The following is a 20570-nucleotide window of genomic DNA, read 5'->3' as shown; positions in this document are numbered from 1 at the left end:
CAGCAGAGCGGTTTAGAGTCCCACTTGTGTCGTTTCAGAAGCTGGCTGCCGTTCCCAAGGAAAGCGACAGGGTGGAGACCCGCATAAAGTGCGTTTGCCGTCCAGTGAAGGCGTGGCAGCGGCACCCAAAGCGCAGTCTCCGGTGCTATCAATTATCGGTTCGGGCCATATGCGTCTGCAACAACGAACACCGCAGGAGAGGGGATTCCGTTTCCGGAAAAGTTGATGTCAAAGATCGAAAGAAAAGCTCCAAGAAGGGCTGTTTACCGGATGGTAGCGGGGAGCGTGCCAACCAGTGTTTTCAGCACACGAGCGTGAGCTTCATCCACTTCTTTCGTCGCCAAGGTGCGGTCAGACGCACGGTACGTCAAGCACCACGCCACGGACTTTTTGTCACTGGCGAGCTTTTGTCCCGTGGTGTCTGTGAACACGTCGAAGAGCGAGGCTCCTGCGAACAAGGGTTCCTTGAGAGTGCTGAAAAACGCGGCCACTTTGGCGGTCGCCAGATCGGCTGGCACCTCGAGGGCGACATCGCGTGTCACGCTGGGGAAGCGGGGCAGATCAGTGAACTTGGCCACGCCTTGGGCGCCCTGTTGGAGGGCGCTGATGGCGAGCTCCGCCACGAAGACGGGGCTGCGGGCGTCCAGCTCGCGGGCGCGGGAAGGATGGAGCTGGGCCACCCAGCCCAGTGTCTTGCTCCCCCGTTTCACCTCGGCGCTCAGGAGCCAGCCGGGGAGGGGCTTGGGCACCAACTCTAGACCCTGACCAGCCAGACCCGGCAGCGCTTCCAGAAGGCCGCGGAGGTCTGTGAATTCCAGAGCGGGGCTTTCTTTGGCGTGCCAACTGGGCGGCAGAGAAGGGCCGCTCAGGAGCAGGGCGAGGCGTTCTTCCTCACGAGTGCTGCCGTTGGGATTCTTCAAGAAGACGCGGCCGATCTCGAAGAAACGCAGGCGCTGGAGTCCCTGCCGGATATTGAGAGCTGCGGTGGCGATCAGTCCGGGGACCAGGCTGGGGCGCAGCGTGGTGTGATCTTCGCTGAGCGGGTTCTTCACTCCCACGGCTTTGTCCGGCGTCAGGGCAGGCCCGAGGACGTCGGTGAGCTGGGATCCGGAGATGAGGCGCAGGGTCTGGGCCTCAAAGACGTCCCGGTTCACCAAGGCCTGGCGCAGGGTCATGGTGAAGTCATAGGTGCGGTCGGGGGCAAGGCTCGGAGAGAAGGCGGCGGCGGTGCGGCTGGGCACACGGTCCAGACCGATCACGCGAGCGACTTCCTCGACCAAGTCCACGGAGCGCTGGAGGTCCCCGCGGTAGGAAGGGATGTGCCAGAGGGAGGTGGTCTCTGTTTTGCTCTTCTTCGCCAGCCCCAGGCCGGCGAGCACGCCGTGCATCTCCTCGCGACTCAGATCGGGGATGCCGATGAGATTGCGAGCCCGGGTTTCGTCGAAGGTGACATCCTGGGTGAGCTGGGGGGCGGTGCCCGCCACTAGCACTTCGGCCTCGGCGGTGCCGCCGGCGATCTCGAGGATGATCTTCACCGCCAGGTCTGAGCCGGCCAGAGCGCCTTGCGGATCCACGCCGCGCTCAAAGCGGTAGCTGGAGTCGGAGCTGATGCCCAGACGCCGGGCAGTACGTCGAATGAAGCTGGGGGTGAAGTAGGCGGACTCCAGCAGGAGGTCGGTGGTTGTTTCCGTGACGCTGGAGGCTTCGCCACCCATCACTCCGGCGATGGCCACCGGGGCACTGGTATCCGCGATGACGAGGTCGTCGGTGGTGAGCTCATAGTTGGCCGCATCGAGCGCCACGATCTTCTCACCATCCACCGCCTGGCGGACGATGATTCCGCCGTTCAACTTGTCGAGATCGAACGCGTGCAGCGGCTGGCCCACCTCGAGCAGGACGAAGTTCGTGATGTCCACCACGTTGTTGATGGGGCGCAGGCCTACGCTCTGAAGACGGCGCTGGAGCCACTCAGGGCTCGGGCCCACCTTCACGCCCTTGATGATGCGAGCGCTGTAGAGAGGGCATCGCTCGGTCGTATCCAGACGCACCTGATCGGGTGTCGCCTCCTTCACCGTTGCTTGCGGAACAGGCGACTTGGGTTCGAGACCTTTCTTGGTCAGGGCGGCCAGTTCGCGGGCCAGACCGGTGTGGCTCAGCAGATCTGGACGGTTGGGGGTGATTTCCAGATCGAACACCACATCTGGGGGCACCACTTCCGTGAACGGTGTGCCCACCTTCAAAGAGGGATCCAGGATCATAAGGCCGGCGTGATCATCGCCAATGCCCAGCTCGCGACCGCTGCACATCATGCCATTGGAGACCACATCGCGGAGCTTGCCCGCCTTGATCTCCAGTCCGCCGGGGAGAATGGCTCCCGGCAGTGCCAGCGGGATCTTGTCGCCCACCTTGTAGTTCTTCGCGCCACAGACGATCTGGCGCGGCGTGCCGCTGCCGTCATCCACCTGGCACACGCTTAGGCGGTCCGCATTTGGATGCTGGACGGACTCAAGAACCTGCGCGACCACGATCTTGTCGGAGTCAACACCCCGAACCTCAATGTCCTCCACCTCAATGCCCGCAAACGTGAGGAGATCACGCATGCTGTCGACGGTGTTGTCGGAGAGGTCGAGGTGCGTTTTAAGCCAGGAGAGGGAGACTTTCATAGACAGGATTAACAGGATTTTAAAAAGATTAACAAGATGACGGTCGGGAGGGCGTCATTCGGAGGCTGTCAGCGAAGGATGACCGTCGAAGGAAGCTGGTTTGGGTTTGCTAAGGCGAAACTTGCGTTTGGGCTGGAGGCTTTGGCTGCCAAAGTTGAGAAGCAATCCGTTGTCGATGCCGGTGGCGGCGAGGTAGTTCACGAGCTGCACCTCATGAGAGGGCGTGATCGATTCGATCGCCTTGAGTTCAACAATTAGTTTCGGGGAGATGTACAGGTCAGCGATGAAGTGTCCGACGATCTTGCCTTCGTAGAACACATTGAGCTTCCTTTCGGACTCAAAGATGATGTTTTGAGCGGCGAGCTCAATTTCCATGCATCGATGGTAGACGGATTCGAGGAAACCAGGACCGAGGGCGTTGTGCACCTTCATGGCGCAGCCAATGATCTTGTGCGTGAGCTCGTCCTCAGCCGTTCTCATCTTGTAAATCTCTCCGAAATCTTGTTAATCCTGTCTAGAACTGAGACAAGAAACGGACGTCGTTCTCAATGAGGTGGCGAATGTCGGTGATGCCGTGCAGGATCATCGCGAGGCGGTCGAGGCCCATGCCGAAGGCAAAGCCGGTGACTTCCTCGGGGTTGAAGAGGTTGTCGCCGCGCATCTGGGATACGGCCTGGAAGACGGCAGGGTCTACCATGCCGCAGCCAGCGATCTCGATCCAGCGGGCCTCCTGGCCTTTCACCTCGAGCTTGATGTCGATCTCAAAGCTGGGCTCGGTGAAGGGGAAGAAGTGGGGGCGGAAACGGACCTGGGTCTGGGGGCCAAAGATCTCCTGGAAGAAGACTTCCAGAGTGCCTTTGAGGTCCGCGAGGCTGACATTCTTGTCCACGTACAGGCCTTCGAGCTGATTGAAGACGCTCAGATGGGTGGCATCGATCTCATCGCGGCGGTAGGCGGCGCCGGGAGCGATGATGCGCACAGGAAGGGCCTTCACCACCTCCATGGTGCGGATCTGGACGGAGGAGGTGTGCGTGCGCAGCAGACGGCCGTCCGGAAGATAGAAGGTGTCCTTCTCATTGCGGGCCGGGTGGTCGGCGGGGGTGTTGAGCGCGTCGAAGCAGTGCCACTCTGTTTCGATTTCTGGACCGTCCGCCACGGCAAAACCCATCCGGCGGAGCGTCTGGATGGCGCGGTCGCGGATGCGGGAGAGTGGGTGGAGCGTGGCACCGGGGGAGGGACGGCCAGGCAGGGTGATATCGATGCCCTGAACGGAGGCAGCGTCTTTCTCTGCCTGAAGGGAGAGGAGTCTTTCCTCGATGCCGGCAGTCAGGGCGGTGCGGACCTCGTTGAGTTTGGCGCCGACAGCGGCTTTCTGGTCGGGAGGAACGTCCCGCATCTGGGAGGCGACTGCGGTGAGGCGGCCTTTTTTGCCCAAGAAGTTCACTCGCAAGGCTTCGAGGGCGGTTTCATCGCCCACGGAGGCCAGCAGGGTGAGACCTTCGAGCTGGATGGTGTCGAGTTCTGAGAGCATGGGAAAGGGGAGGAGTGCGGGAAAATCGGGTCAGGGCGGACCGGTTAAAAAACAAAAAAGCCGGAGCAAAGCTGCCCCGGCTTTCGTTGAATTTTTTGGAGGGGTAAAGTGTGCTTTTCGTCGCGAAACCGGCACACCTTACGGGGTTGGCTCCGGATGCTTAAGCAGCAGCCTTCTTCTCCAGGGCTGTTTTGGCTTGCTGGATGATGGCGTTGAAAGCAGCGGCGTCCTTGATGGCGATATCGGAGAGGACCTTGCGGTCAAGCTCGATGCCCGCGGCCTTCAAGCCCTCGGTAAATCGGCTGTAGCTCAGACCCTGTGCGCGAGTGGCGGCGTTGATACGCTGGATCCAAAGCTTGCGGAACTCACGCTTGCGAACCTTGCGGTCGCGATAGGCGTAGGTCATCGCCTTGCGGACGGCGTCCTTGGCGTAACGGAACAATTTCGAACGGAAGCCGCGGAAACCCTTGGCTTTCTGAAGGGTACGCTTGCGGCGGGCGCGACTGGCGGGTGCGTTGGTGGCTCTTGGCATTTTCTTCTTTCCTGGATCAAGCTGTTGGTTTGGAACTCGACGGTGGCCTCACTTGATCGAAGGTCCCGCTAAAAGAAGCGAAACCAGGCCGGGTCGTCGTGGCTGCAATAGCAGCCTTCATGGTCACTCAGGAGCGAGCATCAGGACCAAGGCATGTTGGCCTTGACTGCTGCGACGTCCGTGTGGTCCACGAGGACGGTCTTACCGAGGGAGCGTTTCCGTTTGCGGCTCTTGTTCTGGAGCAAGTGACGCTTGCCCTGCCGGCGACGGAGCACTTTGCCCGTTCCGGTGATTTTGAACCGCTTGGAAACTGCTTTCCGCGTTTTGGCGATGCCTGCGTTTTTGGACATAGGGGTCGCGAGAATACGGGAAAAGAGGGGCGACGCAAGGGAATTCTACCTTGCCCGCCAAGATCCTTTCCGCTGGTTTGGCGGGAATGGAGACTGTTTCCATAAAAATCGCGCACTTCAATAACCCCTGCGTCCCATTTACTATAATATGGGTGAGACTGAAAAAATGGCTTTGCTGTAAAGCTCGTAACATGCTAAAAGCTAAGGACTGTTAACTATTATGGCCGACATGTCCGCCCTCGCCGTCGAAACTCCCCGCTCGCGCGTCTGCGCAGCTCCCGACACGGGCGCAGATCCGCTGAAGACGGCCCATCTGGCCAACTCCTTTTTGCGTACCGCGCTCGATCAAGCGAGCGAGGGCATCATGATTGTGGAGGCTAACCTCTCTCACCGTCTGGGACCCCGTATTCTGCTCCACAACACCCGTATGGCTGCCATGGTGGGCGCCGAGCCCGAGAGCGGGCTGCGGGAGCGCTTTGTCACGCAGCTCGTAGCCTCTCAGACTGAGGCCGACGATCTCATGCAAACTCTGCGTGGAGCGGTGAAGCAGGGGGGTGCCTCCCAGTGGGAAGGCAGTCTGAAGACGCTCTATGGTGGCGGCACGCAGCGGTGCGCCTGGCGCATCCGCGCGGTGCAGGACGAGCACGGCAGTGTCTATAACTACACGCTCACGGTGGCGCCAGCACTCGCGGCCCCGGCGGCGAGTCCTGCTGGTGGGCCAGGAGTAGTGGAGGTGGACGACAGCCGTCGCCTGCGCAATGACAACCTGGCGACGCTTTCCCTTGGGGTGTTTCACGATCTGAACAACCTGCTGGGCATCATGATGACCAACCTCTCCGAGGCGGCCCGGCTTTCCCCGGGTGGTGTCCCGGCGGTGGGGCATCACGTGGATGAGGCGTTGGCAGCCTCGCAGCAGGCCCGTGCATTCATTCAGCAGACTATGAAGATGGCCAAGGACATCCCCGCCTCACGCGAGCCGGTGGACATGGCCGATCTGATTCGCGAGACCGCTCGCGTCGCCCAGAGTGGCAGCGGGGTGACCCTGCACATGCATCTGCCCAAGGACCTTTGGTGGTCGGTGGTGGATGGCGCGAAGATCACCCAAGTCCTGCAGAACCTGATCATCAATGCGATCCAGGCCATGAACAACCATGGCTATATGGATGTGCTGGCCCGCAACGTGGTGGTGCCTCAGGGTCACCACCAGCTGCAGCCCGGACCGTATGTCGAGCTTCTGGTTCGCGATCGCGGTTGCGGCATGGATCCTGACGTGGCCCGTCGCGTATTCCAGGAATCCTTCACCACCAAGCCTGATGGCAATGGCATCGGCCTCACCACCTGCCGGCGCATCATTCTGGAGCATGCGGGCCACATCGTGGCTTCCTCCATGAAGAATGTCGGCACGGAGATCACTTTCTGGCTCCCGGCGACCCAGCCGCGCGCCAAGCAGGCTGTCTCCGCGCCTGCCAAGCCCGCCTCACGCGGTCTGCAGTCTGGCGTGGGAACCGTGCTCGTGGTGGATGATGAAGACCGCCTGCGCCAGGTGATTCTGGCTGTGCTCAGGCAGTGCGGCTACAAGGTTTACGAAGCAGAGAGCGGCGAACAAGCTGTGTCCACCTACCGGAGCCTCCTTCTGGAAGGCGAGCAGGTGGACACCGTGATCATGGATCTGACGCTGAAAGGCGGCCTCAATGGCGAGGAATCCATGAAGGCCATCAAAGCTCTCGATCCCGCGGCCCGTGTCATTGCCTCTAGTGGTGGTATGGTGGAGGAGGCTCGCGACAGCTACATCTGCCAGGGCTTCGATGACATTCTACCCAAGCCCTACCTCGCGCCCGATGTGGCCGCGGTGGTGCATCGTGTGCTGCATCAAGGCAAGAGTGCCTCGAAGGGCGACATGGTGGCGGCGTGACGGCTTCGCCTGAGACAGAAGACGTGAAGGCCTGATGTCCAAAGGTGGCGTGACTGAACTGGACAGGAATGTCTCGCTCACCTTTTACTGAATGCCGGCCCGGAAACCAAAAGGAGGCGGGGGTTCCAGCCCCGCATGTGAGCGGAGCGATGGACGACTGCGATCCCTTCTTCCCAGTCACCGCGATGGACTCAGTTCGCACGTCCCTTCGGCGTACTGGATGGCGGGGACAGTCGAACTACGGCCGACAGCACCGCACTGAACTGTACCGGCGGGACGCCGGTACCACCCAGAGGCTGGAAGCCTGCGTCACCACTCAGTCTTTTTTGAGCTTGCTGCCTGCGGTCTCGCTGCGATAGAGACGCCATGAACATCTGGGTTGCCGCCATCATTGCCATCGCTCTGGCTTACTTGAGCGGTTCGCTGCCGTTTGGCTATTGGGCGGGGTTGATGAAGGGTGTGGATATCCGCAAGCATGGGAGCGGTAATATTGGCGCGACCAATGTCATCCGTGTGTTGGGCAAAAAGACTGGCATCCCCGTTTTCGTCCTCGATATGTTGAAAGGCTTGTTGCCCACACTTTTCGCCCAAGCCTGGTTGAGCAGCCTCGGGGCCTCCAGCACCATGGTCACCACGGTGGCGGTGTTGTGTGCGGCGGCCTCGGTCATCGGGCACAGTTTCACCTTCTGGCTGGGCTTCAAGGGCGGCAAGGGCGTGGCCACCTCCGCAGGGGCGTTTCTGGGGCTCGCCCCGTGGGCGCTGCTGGTGGCGTTTGTGGTGTGGCTCGTTCTTTTCTTCACCACTCGCTATGTGGCGTTGGCCTCGATCGGGGCGGCCATCAGCCTGCCGATCTCCATGTATGTCATCATGCTCATTGGAGGCGGGCTCAATGTGGGTGCCTACATCCTGCTCGCCCTCGGGTTGGTGATGGGCATCCTCGTGGTGGTGCGGCACCGTTCCAATATCAAGCGGATGATGTCCGGGACTGAGAGCCGGTTCAATCGCAAGTCCAAGGACAAAAAAGGGGGCGTAAAGCAGTAGTCATGGGTGCAGAAACGGCGAAGATGGAACGTGCGATTGTCATGGGTGCGGGCAGCTGGGGCACGGCCCTGGCGGCGATGCTGGCCCAACGTGGCCTGCGGGTGCAGTTCTGGGGGCGGGATGAATCTCTCATGCAGGAGATCGCCACCACCCGGTGCAATGAAAGGTATCTGCCCGGCCGGGTCATCGAAGGTGAGATGGAGGCCACGCACGACCTCAATCGGCTGCAGCCGGCAGATCTTGTGCTGTTTGTCACCCCGTCCAAGGCCATGCGCACTGTCGCAGGGGCGCTGAGGGATGCTGAGGTGCTCTCAGGCAATGAGGTGCTGGTCTCCTGTACGAAGGGGATCGAGCTTGCCACGGGGCGGCGCATGTCACAGCTCCTGGAGGAGTACTTTCCTCAGCACCATCTCGCAGCGCTTTCCGGGCCAAATCATGCGGAGGAGGTCTCCCGAAAGATGCCCTCGGCCGCCGTGGTGGCCTGTGCTGATGCTGCCTCTGGGGTGGCGCTCCAGAGCTGCTTCACGCTACCGTGGTTTCGCTGCTATACCAGCGAGGATGTCTCGGGCGTGGAGTGGGCGGGTGCCTTGAAAAATGCGTACGCGATCGCGGCTGGCATCGCCCTGGGGTTGAATCTGGGTGATAACGCCATTGCGGCGCTGGTGACACGTGGGCTGGCTGAGATGGTGCGTCTCGGCGTGGCCTCAGGGGGGCAGGTGGAGACCTTTTACGGACTCAGCGGGGTAGGGGATCTCGTGGCGACATGCTATTCAGAGCACAGTCGCAACCACCGGGTCGGCAAGTTGCTTGGGCAGGGCATGCCCCTGGCCGAGATCGTCGCCAGCACCCGCATGGTGGCGGAGGGCGTGCCGAACACTGAGAGTCTCTGGCATGCTGCTCGCGCAGCGGAGGTTCGCACCCCGCTGCTGGATGAGGTGTATGCCGTGCTTTACCAAAATAAGTCCCCCAAGCTCGCGCTACGGGAATTGCTTGGTCGGGATCCGCGTCCAGAAGTAGATTGAAACCGTAGGAACCATGATTTCACAAATCACATGGGCAGGGAGTGATCACTCTGGGTGCCAGTGTGACTGTTTTCTGCTCTGATGCGCGGGAAACTACTATCGGTGCTTTCGTGATTTAATGGGATCAAGCGCTTGCAAGATGTGCTTGCTTGTTTCAAGCTCCCGCGCGCTCCGCCCTTGGAGCTCTGAGTTTTTCTCCATGCACGACTTTAGCCCCAAGCCCGGTAGATTTAGTACCCCGCCAGAACGCCTTTTTATGCGTGTTCTGGGAGGTATGTACAGGGTACAAACGGTGCGCTAAGGTTCGGCTGGTGGGTGTCACGCACGTGTCACTGCACCTGTCATAAATGTATCATTCGAAATTAACTGTTCATCCCAGGAGGTCCCCAACGTGAAGTTCAAGTGCCCATCATGTGACATGAGTCTGAAGGCCGAGCCGGAATGGGCTGGCAAAGTGGTCCGCTGCCCCGGCTGCAATACAAAGCTGCAGATTCCTGAAAACATTGGTGGTACGCCGCCTGCCGCAGACGCGCCCTCTCCTGGTGCCGCCCCTTCTTACAGCAGCTCTGCACCGTTGCCTGACGCCGCTCCCCCTCCGCCTGTGGGTGGGGGCTTGGACAGCTTCGTTCAGAGACCCGAGCGCCTTGGGTGGAAGGAAAGCGATCCCACGAACCCCAACGGGTATCTGAGCTTTGCCATCGGCGTTGTGTTGACCATTGCCTGGTTCGGCATCGTGTACCCCTTCCAGGCACCAGCAGCCAAGGCTGTGGCGGAATACTCCTCGATGGAGACGATCGCGAACGTGTTCTTCAAGCACTTCCTGATCAGCTTCATCAACACGATGTTCTTCTTCTGGGCGGCTGCGATTCTCTATCTCAAGCTCGGCAAGTTGAAGCACCAGCGTGAAGCGTTGTTCCTGGATGTGCTTCCAGCAGAACTGGGCCGCGAAATCAACGGCCAGAACGTCGGCAGTTTCATCGACCACCTCTACAACATGCCTGTCCGTCTGCGTGACAGCCTGATGGTGAACCGCATTCGCAAGGCGCTGGAACTCTTCGAAGTTCGTCAGAACACCCCGGATGTCGGCTCCATGATGTCCAGCCAGTCGAGCATCGACGGTGCCCGTATCGGCGGCAGCTACATCATGCTGAAGGCGTTCCTTTGGGCCATTCCGCTCATGGGTTTCATCGGTACGGTTATCGGTCTCTCTCACGCCATCGGTGGCATGAGCTTTGCCAACATGGATGACGTCAGCGCGATCGTGGGATCCATCAGCGCGGTGACAAGCGGTCTGGGTACGGCGTTCGATGCGACGCTGCTGGGCCTTGTGCTTGCCGTGTTCCTGAACTTCCCCATGAACGCGCTCGCCAAGAACGAGGACGAGATGCTCAACGAGATCGACGCCTTCTGCAACGAAGTGCTCCTGCCCCGCCTGAACGATGGTGCTGGCGCGGGTGGTGGCGATGTGGCGGCAATTGCCGACTCCGTTATGCGCGGCCTGGCCGGTGCTCAGAAGGAGTTCCTTGTGGACCTCAATGAGCTGTCGAAGCGGATGAACGAATACGCCAGCAATCTGGACAAACGCTCTGACGCCTTCCAGCAGGTGGTCACCAAGGAATTCATCAACAACACCACCCAGATGCGCACGGAGATGCAGGAGTCCCTCAAAGATTCCCTCAAAGTTGTCACCCAGTACATGGGTGCGCTTGAGACGGGTGTGCGTGGCTTGAACACCGTGCTCAAAGAGCTGGGTGAAAAGCAAATTCTCGTTCAGCAGGTGAAGAAAAAGGGCTGGTTCGGCCGCGACTGATTTCTTCCCCTGTGCCTGTGCTGACTCTTTCACCCCTGCAATTCTGAGCCGCTGACCGCTGATCCATGAGCCGCCGCCGCCACAAGACTGAGGAGCTTCTCCTAATTCCCTTCCTGGACATTCTGTGTTCCCTGATTGGGGTGCTGATCCTCATCATTGTGGTGCTGTGCGTGGCCCAGTCCCAGCAGACCAACGGACGCACGCCAGAAGAACTGGCGATGTCCAAGGAGTTCGTGGAGCTTCAGAAGAAGCAGAAGGAAGACGTCAGCACAGAGACGCTGATTAAGGAAAAACTCGCCGCCCTGGAGAAGCTCAAGAAAGAGCTCCAGGAAAAAGAAGAACGCTCAGCCAAGCTGCGCAAGCTGCTGAGCACCGGAGCGGACATTCAGAAGATGAACGAGGAGCTGAGCCAGAACCTGATGAAGGAACTGGACAACCTGCTCCTCGAAATCGAAGGCCTTACCAAGACGCAGGCGGAGATGAAAAAGGAAATCGCCGCGCTCATGGAAGAGCTGAAGAAGCTCCAAATTCCGCCGGACAAGAAACCCCCGCCGGTGATGGTGCAGCCGGGTGGTTCCGGCCTGGCGAAGGGGACCAAGGTCTTCTTTGTAGAGGCGGGCGGTGGACGTATCATCATCTATTGGGATGCCAAGACTCGCACTCAGGTCAGTGCCGCGGCAGAAGTGATCGTAGCCGACGCGGCCTACAACCACTTCCTCAAGGAAGTGAAGAATGTGCCCAACTCCAAGATCATCTTCCTCATGCGGGATGATGGCACGGGTGCTTTCAACAACGCCGCAGGTTGGGCCCAGACCACCTACAACTATCAAGTCACCCAGATCGGCAAGCTGCTGCTGCCGGGGCGTGGAGATGTGGACCTTCAAATGTTCAAGGATTTCCTCGGTACCCTGCCTCCGCCACCTGAGGCGAAGCTCATGCCCGCCGCTGGTGCTGCTCCTGCTGCAGCACCAAAGCCAGCAGCTGCCGCCGCGCCTGCTGCTGCACCCGCACCCGCACCGGCTCCCGCTCCTGCCGCAGGAGCCCAGCCCCCCAAGCCTTAAGCCCCGTCTGATCGAAGCCTCAGCCCCTTACTGCCATGGCCAAACGCAGAGAAGCTCATGACGAAGAATTGCCCTTCGTCGCCCTCATGGACACCATGACCAACGTGGTGGGCGTGTTGATCATCGTGCTGGTGATGATCGGCATCAGCCTTGCCCAAGCCGTGCGCAAGGTGCTCTCCGATCTGCCGCCCGTCACCAAAGAACAGCTGGAAGAGCTGAAGAAGGTGGTGGTCAAGGATACCCCCAAGGAAGATCCCAAGAAGCTCGAGGAAGAGATGAAGGAGACTCAGCAGGCTCTTAAAAAGGCCACTGAAGAGCTCAAGACCATGGATCTTTCCATGGATAAGAATTCGCCCAAGCACATGGACTTGGATGAGCTTCGTAAGCAACTTGAGGAGCGTAAGAAAGTCCGCGACACCAGCAAGGAAGATGTGGACAAGCTCTTGGCCGAACTGGACAAGCTCAAGAAAGCGATTGATTCCACGCCCCGGTACGTGCCGCCACCCGCGACAGTGGTGAAGCTGCCTAATCCACGTGAGATTCCTGAAAATGCCACAGTGCAACGCTTCATCGTCACTGGCGGCAAGGTGTACTATTTGAACGACATCGAGTTCATGAAGTATGTCGTCCAGGAAATCGAGAAGAATCAGAAGAGTCTCGTCTTTGGTGAAGTGCCGGTGAAAGACACGTTTGGCAATCCGGTCATGGAGAAAGTGCGCGGCAAGGATGTGCCGAAGATGAAGACTGTCTTCGACCAGAAAAAGATCGCGCAGCACTTTGTGAATCTGCGCCTCCCGGTGCGCGACCTGAAGATGGAGGTGGTGGAAGCTCCCAATGCGCCGCGCATGCCCATGCGTTTGACCCCCAATCCGCAAGGGGGAGAAGGCATTGAGCAGTTCAAGAATCCCGCTTCCACGTATCAGCGTGCGGTCCGTAAATTTAAGAGCGAGCCCAACACCGTGATGTGGTTCTATGTGTTCAAGGATTCGGTGGAAGCCTTCCTTGCTGCTCGTGACTATGCTGACACCGAAGGCGTGCCAGTGGTGTGGGAGCTTTACGGCAATCCCTTCTACCAGAAGAATGTGGCCGAGTTCGAGGTGAACTTCACCCCGCCCAAGCCGCAACCGCCTCCGCCTCCTGGAACGGTGAAGATCGCTGCACCGAAGATGACGGCGGACTAAGGAAGACGAAAGACTGGAAGACAGAAGACCAAAGACTTTGACTGCTGGGACGACGTGAAGTCGTCCCAGTTTGCGTTTGGGGGGCGCAAGTTCTCCCTGGATTCTGATGATGGCTGGAATTACCGGACTGCACGCCAGAGTCCTGGAGCGTCGCTTGCATCTGCTGCGTCCGCCTTCTCCTCCGCTCACGCTGCCATTGCCGCAATTCGTCTGTGATCACGGTTAGAGAACGGAGTCGAGCCACCGTACTCCAAGACGCTTCGCGAGATTTGGAGGTGCTGGAGGATGGCGATGGGGCAGTCGTGGTGCGTACTGACCGTCCCGCATGCGGGGCGGAACTCCAACCTCGCCTAAGGAACGAAGGGGGGGCGACTTCACTCGGTGGAAGCTGAAGCGCGCGGAGTATTCGAGACCTCGCTCGCTTCAATTTGCCGTTGGTTTGACCAAACTTACTTCGAGATTCTACCGGCTGATCAACCAAGGGTCAGATGGCGAGTTGATCATGGATTGAATGAAGGGTGTTCTTCAAGGATGAGGGGTTTGTGCCTGTCGGCCAAAAGCCTTGCCCATGATTTCCGGTTGCCTATCTCAGCGTCAACCACCCGACCACCGCCAGGACTGGCACGAGCATGGGCAGTGAGAAGCGGAACAGATAACCCAGAAATCCGGGGGTATGCACCCCGGCCTTTTCTGCAATCGCTTTCACCATGAAGTTGGGGCCATTGCCGATATAGCTGCCAGCACCAAAGAACACTGAGCCGAGAGACACGGCGACGACAAATGGCGCGTGAGAGGCGAGGAACATTCGAACGTGGTCAGCGGACCCGACATCCAGCCCGGCATTTCCCATGGCCGCAGCGAGGAAAGTCAGGTAGGTGGGGGCGTTGTCCAGAAAGGCCGAGAGCGACCCGCTGGTGAAATAGTATTGCAGCGGAGTGGTGAGATGGATGCCCTGACCTGAGCCGAGCAACTCCAGCGCTGGCACCATGGTCAGGAAAATGCCGATGAACAGGAACCCTACCTCTTTCACTGGACCAAAGCTGAAGTCATTGGCCTCATGAACTGGACGGGATGTGGTGAAATAGGACGCTGTGGCGGCGGCAATCATCACGATGGAGCCGATGCTCAGCGAGAAATGGTCCGTGCCCACCTTCCAGGTTTGCGGAAAGAACACTGCCGCCAGCACCACCAGCAGGAAGAAGGCGTTGTGCAGGCCCCGAAACTGCCAGGTTTCCTGGGAAGTGTTTGCCGTGGCGATGCCCTTGGGGGCCCGGCCATAGTTCCGCCGATCCAGGATGTAAAACAGCGCCAGTAGCAGACCCAAGGTCAGCAACCACGCAGGCCAGACATGCTGAATCACCCACCAGAAAGGAACCCCGCGGAGGAAGCCGAGGAAGAGCGGGGGATCGCCGATGGGGGTGAGGGCACCGCCCACGTTCGAGACGATGAAAATAAAGAACACCACGTGAAGCTGCGTGATGCGGTATTTGTTCATCCGGATCCAGGGGCGGATTAGCAGCATGGAGGCTCCCGTGGTGCCCACCAGATTGGCCACCACCCCTCCCACCAGGAGGAAGAGGGTGTTGACCCATGGCGTAGCCTCGCCCTTCACCCGGATGTTGATGCCACCGGAGATCACAAACAGGGAGCCGATGAGGGCCATGAAGCTGAGGTACTCCATCATCGAATGGAGCATGGCGCTGCCGTGCTGGAGACCAAAGACGTAGTAGGCCGTGGTCACCAGGCCAAGGCTGATGACGACTTTGGCGTAGTGGTGTTCCCAGAACCGGGCTGCGAACAAGGGCATGAGCGCGATGCAGAGCAGCAGCACCACAAAAGGGAAAACCATCCACGGAGATGGAAGTGTCGTCGCAGCGGAGGTGGAAGCTGCTGATGCAATGAAATTGTGAATGCCCATGAGGATGCGTGTGTTTTCATCCTGAAGGGGCGGGAGTCCAAGTCAAGGAGCGGGGTGAGAGAAGGAGACGGCACCTGACTCCCAAGGCCGGGTGCAGCAGTTCGATGAAATAAAAAATCCCGCACCTTGTGAAGGATGCGGGATGGGGGGCGTTCTAGATTTGCAATGCTGCGCGAGGCCTAAAGCAGGGCCCGCATCGTCACGGGAAGTGTCGCTGCAAGACGGTCACGACGGCTGACAGGCAGCGGTGTGGTGAGGGTGCGCTGACCCGGGAGGACGATGCGTCGCGTAGGGGCATCGGCATTGAGGTCGTTGTCCATGGCTGCGGGGGCGACGAAGTTGGCGCCGGCTGTCTCCACGATCATCCAATAGCGCAGAGCGCGCAGCGGAATGGAGACATCAAACTGCTCCTGCAGCCATTTGCGGGTTTCAGTGACGTTTTGCCATTGATGGCGCTCGATGCCTTCTCGGAAAGCCAGCACCACGTGTTGAGGTAGCCGGGAGACTGCGGTGCTGTCCAGCAGCTTGGCAAAGCCGCCATTGCGCCATGCGGCCAGGCAGCCCGCCACGCTTGCGCGGGACATGGTGCCAGCTTCGGCCAGCCGGGTAAGACTGCGCTCGCCCATAAGGGCCAGCCGGAGGACGTTCAGGCGTTCCCTGTGGCGACGGGGGCTGCGGGCGGCGCACAAAAGGCGTTCGACTGCAACAGCTTCACGCGATGGGGTGGGATGGGGGGACCGGTTTCGTGTCATGAGCAAAGGGGTTCGGACTGTCATGCTCAGAGCACCGGCCATGCCATAAATGAAGCATAGAGAGGGGACCTTAGTGAAAATGATTCTTTTGTGATCGAAAAATTGGGGAGTTTTTCCATTGCACGTGTCTCTACAAGCATTTCTGTATCAGATCAAGTCACAATCCTGTTGCACAGGACATGTGTTTGTTCGCTCTTGCTCAACGCGTTGTGAGTTTTTCCTGGGGGCCGGAGGATGCTGCAGGATTTGGCCTGTATTTGGTCCGGAAGTGATGTTAAAAAGGAGGCGTGAAATCACTTTTCGTCGCTACCGGTAACCCGCACAAAACGGGCGAGATTCGCAGCATGCTTGGAGACGCTTATGACGTTTCGGACCTGACCGCGCACCCACATCTGCCCCAGCCTGAGGAAACGGGCGAGACTTTCGAGGCCAATGCCACCATCAAGGCACTCGCCGCCAGCATGGCTCTGCCCGATGCGCTGGTGCTCTCAGATGACTCAGGCCTTGAGGTCGATGTCTTGGATGGTGCGCCGGGCGTTATCTCGGCTCGATACGCTGGAGTCAACGCAACGGATGCAGACAATCGCAAGCTGTTGAAGGAGCAACTTTCCGAACTGGCCAAGCAGACGGAAACGCCCCTTTTCAACGGCCGTTTCCGCTGCTGCATGGTGCTGGCTCAGAATGGACGTGTGCTGGGTGTGTTTGATGGCGCGGTGGAAGGGCGACTCTTGCTGGCGGAGGATGGAGAGGGAGGTTTTGGCTATGACCCGCTGTTCGTCCCCGAAGGCTATGAGAACAGCTTCGGTGTGCTGCCGCCGGAGGTGAAGAATCAACTTAGCCATCGATCCCGCGCCTTGGGCAAGGTGGTGGCGTGGCTGGCGGAGCGGGCTTGATTTGAAGATCTTTTACGAGATGGCCAGCGGCATGACTCGGCGACTTGCAATGATCCTGCTGCTGGTTTCGGGCCTGCCTGGAGACAGCAGCGCCCAGTCGCAGAGGGAGGTTGTTTCCTTGGGCCACGAAGTGGCGTGGAGCCGAAAGGACCTCAGTAATCCACTGGACGGTTGGTTGCAGGTAGTAACCTTCGACTCCTCAAAGGTGAAAGTGGAGGTGTTGGCGAGGGGGACCAAGGAGACGGCACTGCCCATGCATCGCTGGATGACGGAGGAGAACGTGATCGCCGGCTGCAATGGCGGGTACTTTGATCCAGCCACATTTGCTCCTGCGGGTCTGCAGGTGGTGCAAGGGCGGGCCACGGGCGAGTACCAGCAGTTCGGAGAGTGGGGTGGCGGAGTCGGAGTGCGGTCAGGAAAAGCCCAGATCTGGACGGAGAAAGAGATTCTCTCGATGCGGATCTTCGAAGCGGAGTCCTTTGTGCAATGCAGTCCAGTGCTGGTCGATGGCGTGCGTCGATTTACCGGTGCTGGAGAGGATGTTCGCGTTCGCAGAACTTTCATCGCACACGATGGGGGCTCGCTGTGGGCCATGGGGGTGACTTCGAGGATTGGGTTGAGAGAGCTGGCCGCACTACTGGCCAATCAGGGACCTGGCCTGGTGGGTTTTAAGGTGAACCGAGCGCTGAATCTCGATGGCGGCCCGTCCTCGGGGCTATGGGGCAAAGATGAAATGGGAAAGGTAGTGGTCCACGAAAAGGAAATGTGGTTCGTGAAAAACTGTGTGGTGATTCGCCCCCTTCAGAAATAGATCGGGTCCCAAGAACTTCTTGAGTTTCCGGGGCGGAATCGTTCTGTGGCGCATGGTTTTCTCCTTCCGGCTCACTTCTCGTCTCGCACCGTTTTTGCTACTGATGAGCGCGATGGTGGAGACGCTGCCAGCGCAGTGGACAGTGCGCTTTCAATCCGCGGCCGAAAGACTGTCCGGCGGTGCGGTACAGGTCAAGAAGCAGCTGGCCGGCCCCACCGAGGCAGATTTGAACCTGATCCTTTTCACCTCAGGCAAATATGATCTGCGCGTGATAAGCCAGCCGGACCGTGCCGGAGCGGTGTCTTTGGCCACGAAGATGAAAGAGCTGGGCGCCGTGGCGGGATGCAACGGTGGATACTTCACCCCGGAGTTCCAACCCTTGGGCCTTGAGATAAGCAACGGGGCCAGGGCGGGAGCATTCCAGCGCAGTTCTTTGTTAGGGGGAGTCTTTGTGGTGAGAAATGGCAGACCCACCTTGATGTGGAAGGACGAGTACTCCGACCTAAAAGGCACGACCCAACTCTTTCAGGCGGGGCCTCGTCTCGTTGACGCGGGGCAGCCGGTGGCAGGGCTGGAGGCGACCAAGCGCCGAGTTCGCACCTTCATCCTGACCGACCAGGCAGGGAGCTGGGCGATTGGCACCTGCAAAAGCGTCACGTTGCGTGAGCTCTCCGACCTGCTCGCCACCCGTGCGGTCATCCCCGAAATCGCCGTGAAGCGCGCCCTGAATTTTGACGGCGGCAGTTCCACAGGACTCTGGTGGCGGACGGAGGATGGCCAGGAGCACAGTGAGCGAGAGTTTTCCAGGGTGCGGAACTTCCTCGTCGTCATGCCCCGCACGTCTGGTCCTCGGCGGTCATCGTAGCGTGATATGAGGATTCCTGGCGCGCGGTCTGCGAAGCAGTCGTGCTTGATTGATCCCCGTACTTGTGCCCACTGTCCAGATCTGGTTTTAATTGCATCCTTTCCATCTGGGTTCGACCACGATCCCGTAGAACTTCTCCAACCCTCCTTTCACCGTTCTCAGTCCCATGCTTGAAGCCTCTGCCAAAGAATTCCTCCTCGATTATCTCAACACCCCCAGCCCGACCGGATTCGAGTGGCGCGGCCAGCGCAAGTGGGCTGAGTATGTGCGCAAGTTTTCCGATCGCGTAGAGAGTGATGCCTACGGCACCGCCTGGGCCACGCTGGAAGGCAGCGCGAAAAAGCCCAAGCAGATCATGCTGGAGTCCCATGCCGATGAGATCGGTTTCATGGTGAAGATGATTACCAAGGACGGCTTCCTCTACCTCGACCGGGTGGGCGGATCCGACGCGGCCACGGCCCGTGGGCGTCGTCTGGACATTCTGGGGGACAAGGGCGTGGTGCGCGGCATCATTGGCAACACGGCCATTCACATTCGTGAACGCGAGAACGAAAAGGCCCCCCAGGTGCACGAGCTGTATGTGGATATTGGTGCCTCGAACCCAAAGGAAGTCGCTGAGGCTGGCATCCGTGTGGGGCACCCGGCGGTGTATTCCTACGGTGCGGAGTTTATGGGCAAGGAACTCATCCTGGGCCGGGCGCTGGACAATCGCATCGGTGGCTTCATTATCGCGCAGGTCATGAAGCGCCTGAGCGCGAAGAAAAAGCGCCCCGGGGCCACCGTGGTGGCGGTGAACGCCATCCAGGAGGAGATTGGGGGTAACGGAGCCAAGATGATCGCCAACCGGCTCATGCCGGACGTGGCGGTGGTTCTGGATGTCACGCACGCCACGGACACGCCGGGCATCGACAAGACCAAGCACGGCGATGTGACCCTGGGCGGCGGCCCCAGCATCACCCACGGCACATGCAATCACCCCATGGTGGTGCAGCGTCTGATGGACTCGGCGGAGAAAGCCAAGGTGGAAATCCAGCACGAGTCTTCCTCCCGCTACAGCGGCACGGACACCGACAGCATCTTCACTGTGGGCAACGGCATCCCCAGCGGTCTGATCTCCCTGCCGCTACGCTACATGCATTCCGTGGTGGAGATGGCCAATCTCAAGGACGTGCAGCAGGTCATTGACGTGCTCGTGGCATTCGTCGAGAGCGTGGGACCTGACGACGAGTTCAAGATCAAGATCTAGTCTTGAGGCCCGGTCTCGTGTAGGGGTGGGATGGATCAGCATCCGGACTTGGATTTAAATCTTGATCGCGGTCTGAAACTTCATCTCCTTTTGTGACGCCTCCGCCTGCCCCTCGTCTGCTTTTGAACCTCCGCGATGGCACGCCTGTGCTGTTGCGGATGTTCACCCCAGCGGACCGGGCGGCGGTGCAGGAGGCCTTCCGGCGGCTGTCGCTGGATTCCCATTACTATCGGTTCTGGACCCAGCACCGCGAGCTGCCCGACTCGCTGCTGACGCGATTTCTCAATCCCGAACCAGGCCTTCACGAGACTTGGGCGGTGTTGGATCCCGCCCTGCCGGATGAGCCGGGCCAGGGAGGCGGCTCCTTCTGGCGGCTGGAAAACGAGCCTTGGCGGGCTGAGATTTCCTTCACGGTCGCAGATGAAGTGCAGCATCGTGGGGTGGGCAGTTTGCTCCTCGCCCTTCTCTGGGTCCGAGCCCGTGAAGTTGGCATTGCCGAATTCTTCGGCGTCGTGTTACCGGACAACTATACCGTGCTGGATTGGTTTCGCGCGCTCGGTGCGCGGGTGACCCTGCACGGCGGCCAGTATGTTTTTGAACTGGAACTGGAGGAGTCAAAGCTGAAACCGACTCCAACGACGGAGCGGTTCAAGCAGCGTTTGCGGGAGGTGGAAGCGGCGCTGACTGAAGCACAAGACTAGACGTCCAGAAGACCCACGGCCTGGGATTCTGCGCTGGATCCACTTTTCCCGCTCAATCGCCCAGACCATAGGCCTCGGCCAAAATTTCCTCGTCTTCCTCCCAAAAGGAGATGCTCATGGGGCGGCAGCAGACTTCACAGTCATAGTCCATAGTGCACGGCACCTCCGAGAAGTGCGGGGCCGGGACCTCGAACTCCTCAAAGCAAGTGGGACAGATGACGGAGGGCATGGGGAACAGGGTTAGCAGTTAAGGGGGTGGGAGATCGGAGAGTCTCCCATAA

At 59.6% G+C, this 20570-nt stretch carries 19 protein-coding genes; 11 read left to right on the top strand and 8 right to left on the bottom strand.

Going from position 1 to position 20570, the window contains the following annotated elements; translation table 11 throughout:
• Window positions 1–263 precede the first annotated feature (263 nt).
• From pheT to rpmI, 5 genes are all read right to left on the bottom strand, one after another.
• On the bottom strand, window positions 264–2663 hold the full coding sequence (gene pheT, locus BV034_RS24995; RefSeq protein WP_050029694.1) for a phenylalanine--tRNA ligase subunit beta: 2400 nt from the start codon (window positions 2661–2663) through the stop codon (window positions 264–266).
• A 54-nt stretch (window positions 2664–2717) separates the two neighbouring features.
• Window positions 2718–3143, bottom strand: a complete 426-nt coding sequence (locus tag BV034_RS24990) for a GxxExxY protein (RefSeq protein WP_050029693.1) — start codon at window positions 3141–3143, stop codon at window positions 2718–2720.
• A gap of 34 nt (window positions 3144–3177) precedes the next feature.
• On the bottom strand, window positions 3178–4194 hold the full coding sequence (gene pheS, locus BV034_RS24985) for a phenylalanine--tRNA ligase subunit alpha (RefSeq protein ID WP_050029692.1): 1017 nt from the start codon (window positions 4192–4194) through the stop codon (window positions 3178–3180).
• A 160-nt stretch (window positions 4195–4354) separates the two neighbouring features.
• Window positions 4355–4726 (bottom strand): 50S ribosomal protein L20, encoded by a 372-nt coding sequence (gene rplT, locus BV034_RS24980; protein WP_009960241.1) that lies wholly within the window; start codon window positions 4724–4726, stop codon window positions 4355–4357.
• A gap of 140 nt (window positions 4727–4866) precedes the next feature.
• Window positions 4867–5076, bottom strand: a complete 210-nt coding sequence (rpmI, locus tag BV034_RS24975) for a 50S ribosomal protein L35 (protein WP_050029691.1) — start codon at window positions 5074–5076, stop codon at window positions 4867–4869.
• A 229-nt stretch (window positions 5077–5305) separates the two neighbouring features.
• On the opposite strand from rpmI, the gene BV034_RS24970 reads away from it, so the two are divergent.
• The 6 genes from BV034_RS24970 (at window position 5306) to BV034_RS24945 (ending at window position 13103) form a co-directional block, all read left to right on the top strand.
• Complete coding sequence (locus BV034_RS24970) at window positions 5306–6988, top strand: ATP-binding protein (protein WP_265593446.1); 1683 nt, start codon at window positions 5306–5308, stop codon at window positions 6986–6988.
• 366 nt (window positions 6989–7354) lie between these two features.
• Entirely contained in the window at window positions 7355–8029 is a 675-nt protein-coding gene (gene plsY, locus BV034_RS24965) for a glycerol-3-phosphate 1-O-acyltransferase PlsY (RefSeq protein ID WP_050029689.1), read from the top strand.
• A 2-nt stretch (window positions 8030–8031) separates the two neighbouring features.
• Complete coding sequence (locus BV034_RS24960) at window positions 8032–9051, top strand: NAD(P)H-dependent glycerol-3-phosphate dehydrogenase (RefSeq protein WP_050029688.1); 1020 nt, start codon at window positions 8032–8034, stop codon at window positions 9049–9051.
• 418 nt (window positions 9052–9469) lie between these two features.
• Window positions 9470–10861 carry a MotA/TolQ/ExbB proton channel family protein gene (locus BV034_RS24955; protein WP_050029687.1) on the top strand — a complete coding sequence of 464 codons (1392 nt, stop codon included), beginning with the start codon at window positions 9470–9472 and terminating at the stop codon, window positions 10859–10861.
• A 65-nt stretch (window positions 10862–10926) separates the two neighbouring features.
• Window positions 10927–11922, top strand: coding sequence for a hypothetical protein (locus BV034_RS24950; RefSeq protein WP_050029686.1), 996 nt, complete (start codon window positions 10927–10929; stop codon window positions 11920–11922).
• Between the two features lie 35 nt (window positions 11923–11957).
• Window positions 11958–13103, top strand: coding sequence for a hypothetical protein (locus tag BV034_RS24945; RefSeq protein ID WP_050029685.1), 1146 nt, complete (start codon window positions 11958–11960; stop codon window positions 13101–13103).
• Between the two features lie 583 nt (window positions 13104–13686).
• Here the strand turns inward: BV034_RS24945 and BV034_RS24940 are convergent.
• Both BV034_RS24940 and BV034_RS24935 read right to left on the bottom strand, forming a co-directional pair.
• Window positions 13687–14952, bottom strand: coding sequence for a sodium:proton antiporter (locus BV034_RS24940; RefSeq protein ID WP_265593445.1), 1266 nt, complete (start codon window positions 14950–14952; stop codon window positions 13687–13689).
• Between the two features lie 248 nt (window positions 14953–15200).
• Window positions 15201–15773, bottom strand: a complete 573-nt coding sequence (locus BV034_RS24935) for a hypothetical protein (RefSeq protein WP_265593444.1) — start codon at window positions 15771–15773, stop codon at window positions 15201–15203.
• A gap of 287 nt (window positions 15774–16060) precedes the next feature.
• Between BV034_RS24935 and BV034_RS24930 the strand changes: the two genes are divergently transcribed.
• The 5 genes from BV034_RS24930 to BV034_RS24910 all read left to right on the top strand — a co-directional run bounded on the left by BV034_RS24930 (window position 16061) and on the right by BV034_RS24910 (window position 20289).
• Window positions 16061–16666, top strand: coding sequence for a non-canonical purine NTP pyrophosphatase (locus tag BV034_RS24930; RefSeq protein WP_063768896.1), 606 nt, complete (start codon window positions 16061–16063; stop codon window positions 16664–16666).
• 31 nt (window positions 16667–16697) lie between these two features.
• Window positions 16698–17477: a phosphodiester glycosidase family protein gene (locus tag BV034_RS24925; RefSeq protein WP_265593443.1), complete on the top strand. Its 780-nt coding sequence runs from the start codon at window positions 16698–16700 to the stop codon at window positions 17475–17477.
• Window positions 17478–17529: 52 nt separating this feature from the next.
• Window positions 17530–18342 carry a phosphodiester glycosidase family protein gene (locus BV034_RS24920; RefSeq protein WP_081888094.1) on the top strand — a complete coding sequence of 271 codons (813 nt, stop codon included), beginning with the start codon at window positions 17530–17532 and terminating at the stop codon, window positions 18340–18342.
• A 166-nt stretch (window positions 18343–18508) separates the two neighbouring features.
• On the top strand, window positions 18509–19588 hold the full coding sequence (locus tag BV034_RS24915; RefSeq protein ID WP_050029680.1) for a M20/M25/M40 family metallo-hydrolase: 1080 nt from the start codon (window positions 18509–18511) through the stop codon (window positions 19586–19588).
• A gap of 92 nt (window positions 19589–19680) precedes the next feature.
• Window positions 19681–20289, top strand: a complete 609-nt coding sequence (locus BV034_RS24910) for a GNAT family N-acetyltransferase (RefSeq protein ID WP_265593442.1) — start codon at window positions 19681–19683, stop codon at window positions 20287–20289.
• A gap of 52 nt (window positions 20290–20341) precedes the next feature.
• On the opposite strand, the gene BV034_RS36400 is transcribed toward BV034_RS24910, so the two are convergent.
• On the bottom strand, window positions 20342–20518 hold the full coding sequence (locus tag BV034_RS36400) for a CPXCG motif-containing cysteine-rich protein (protein WP_265593441.1): 177 nt from the start codon (window positions 20516–20518) through the stop codon (window positions 20342–20344).
• Window positions 20519–20570 lie beyond the last annotated feature (52 nt).

Origin of the sequence: Verrucomicrobium sp. BvORR034 (assembly GCF_000739635.1) — a bacterium.
GTDB lineage: Bacteria > Verrucomicrobiota > Verrucomicrobiia > Verrucomicrobiales > Verrucomicrobiaceae > Verrucomicrobium.
Note: the sequence above shows the minus strand (reverse complement) of the source record. Positions and strands in the feature narration are given on the sequence as shown.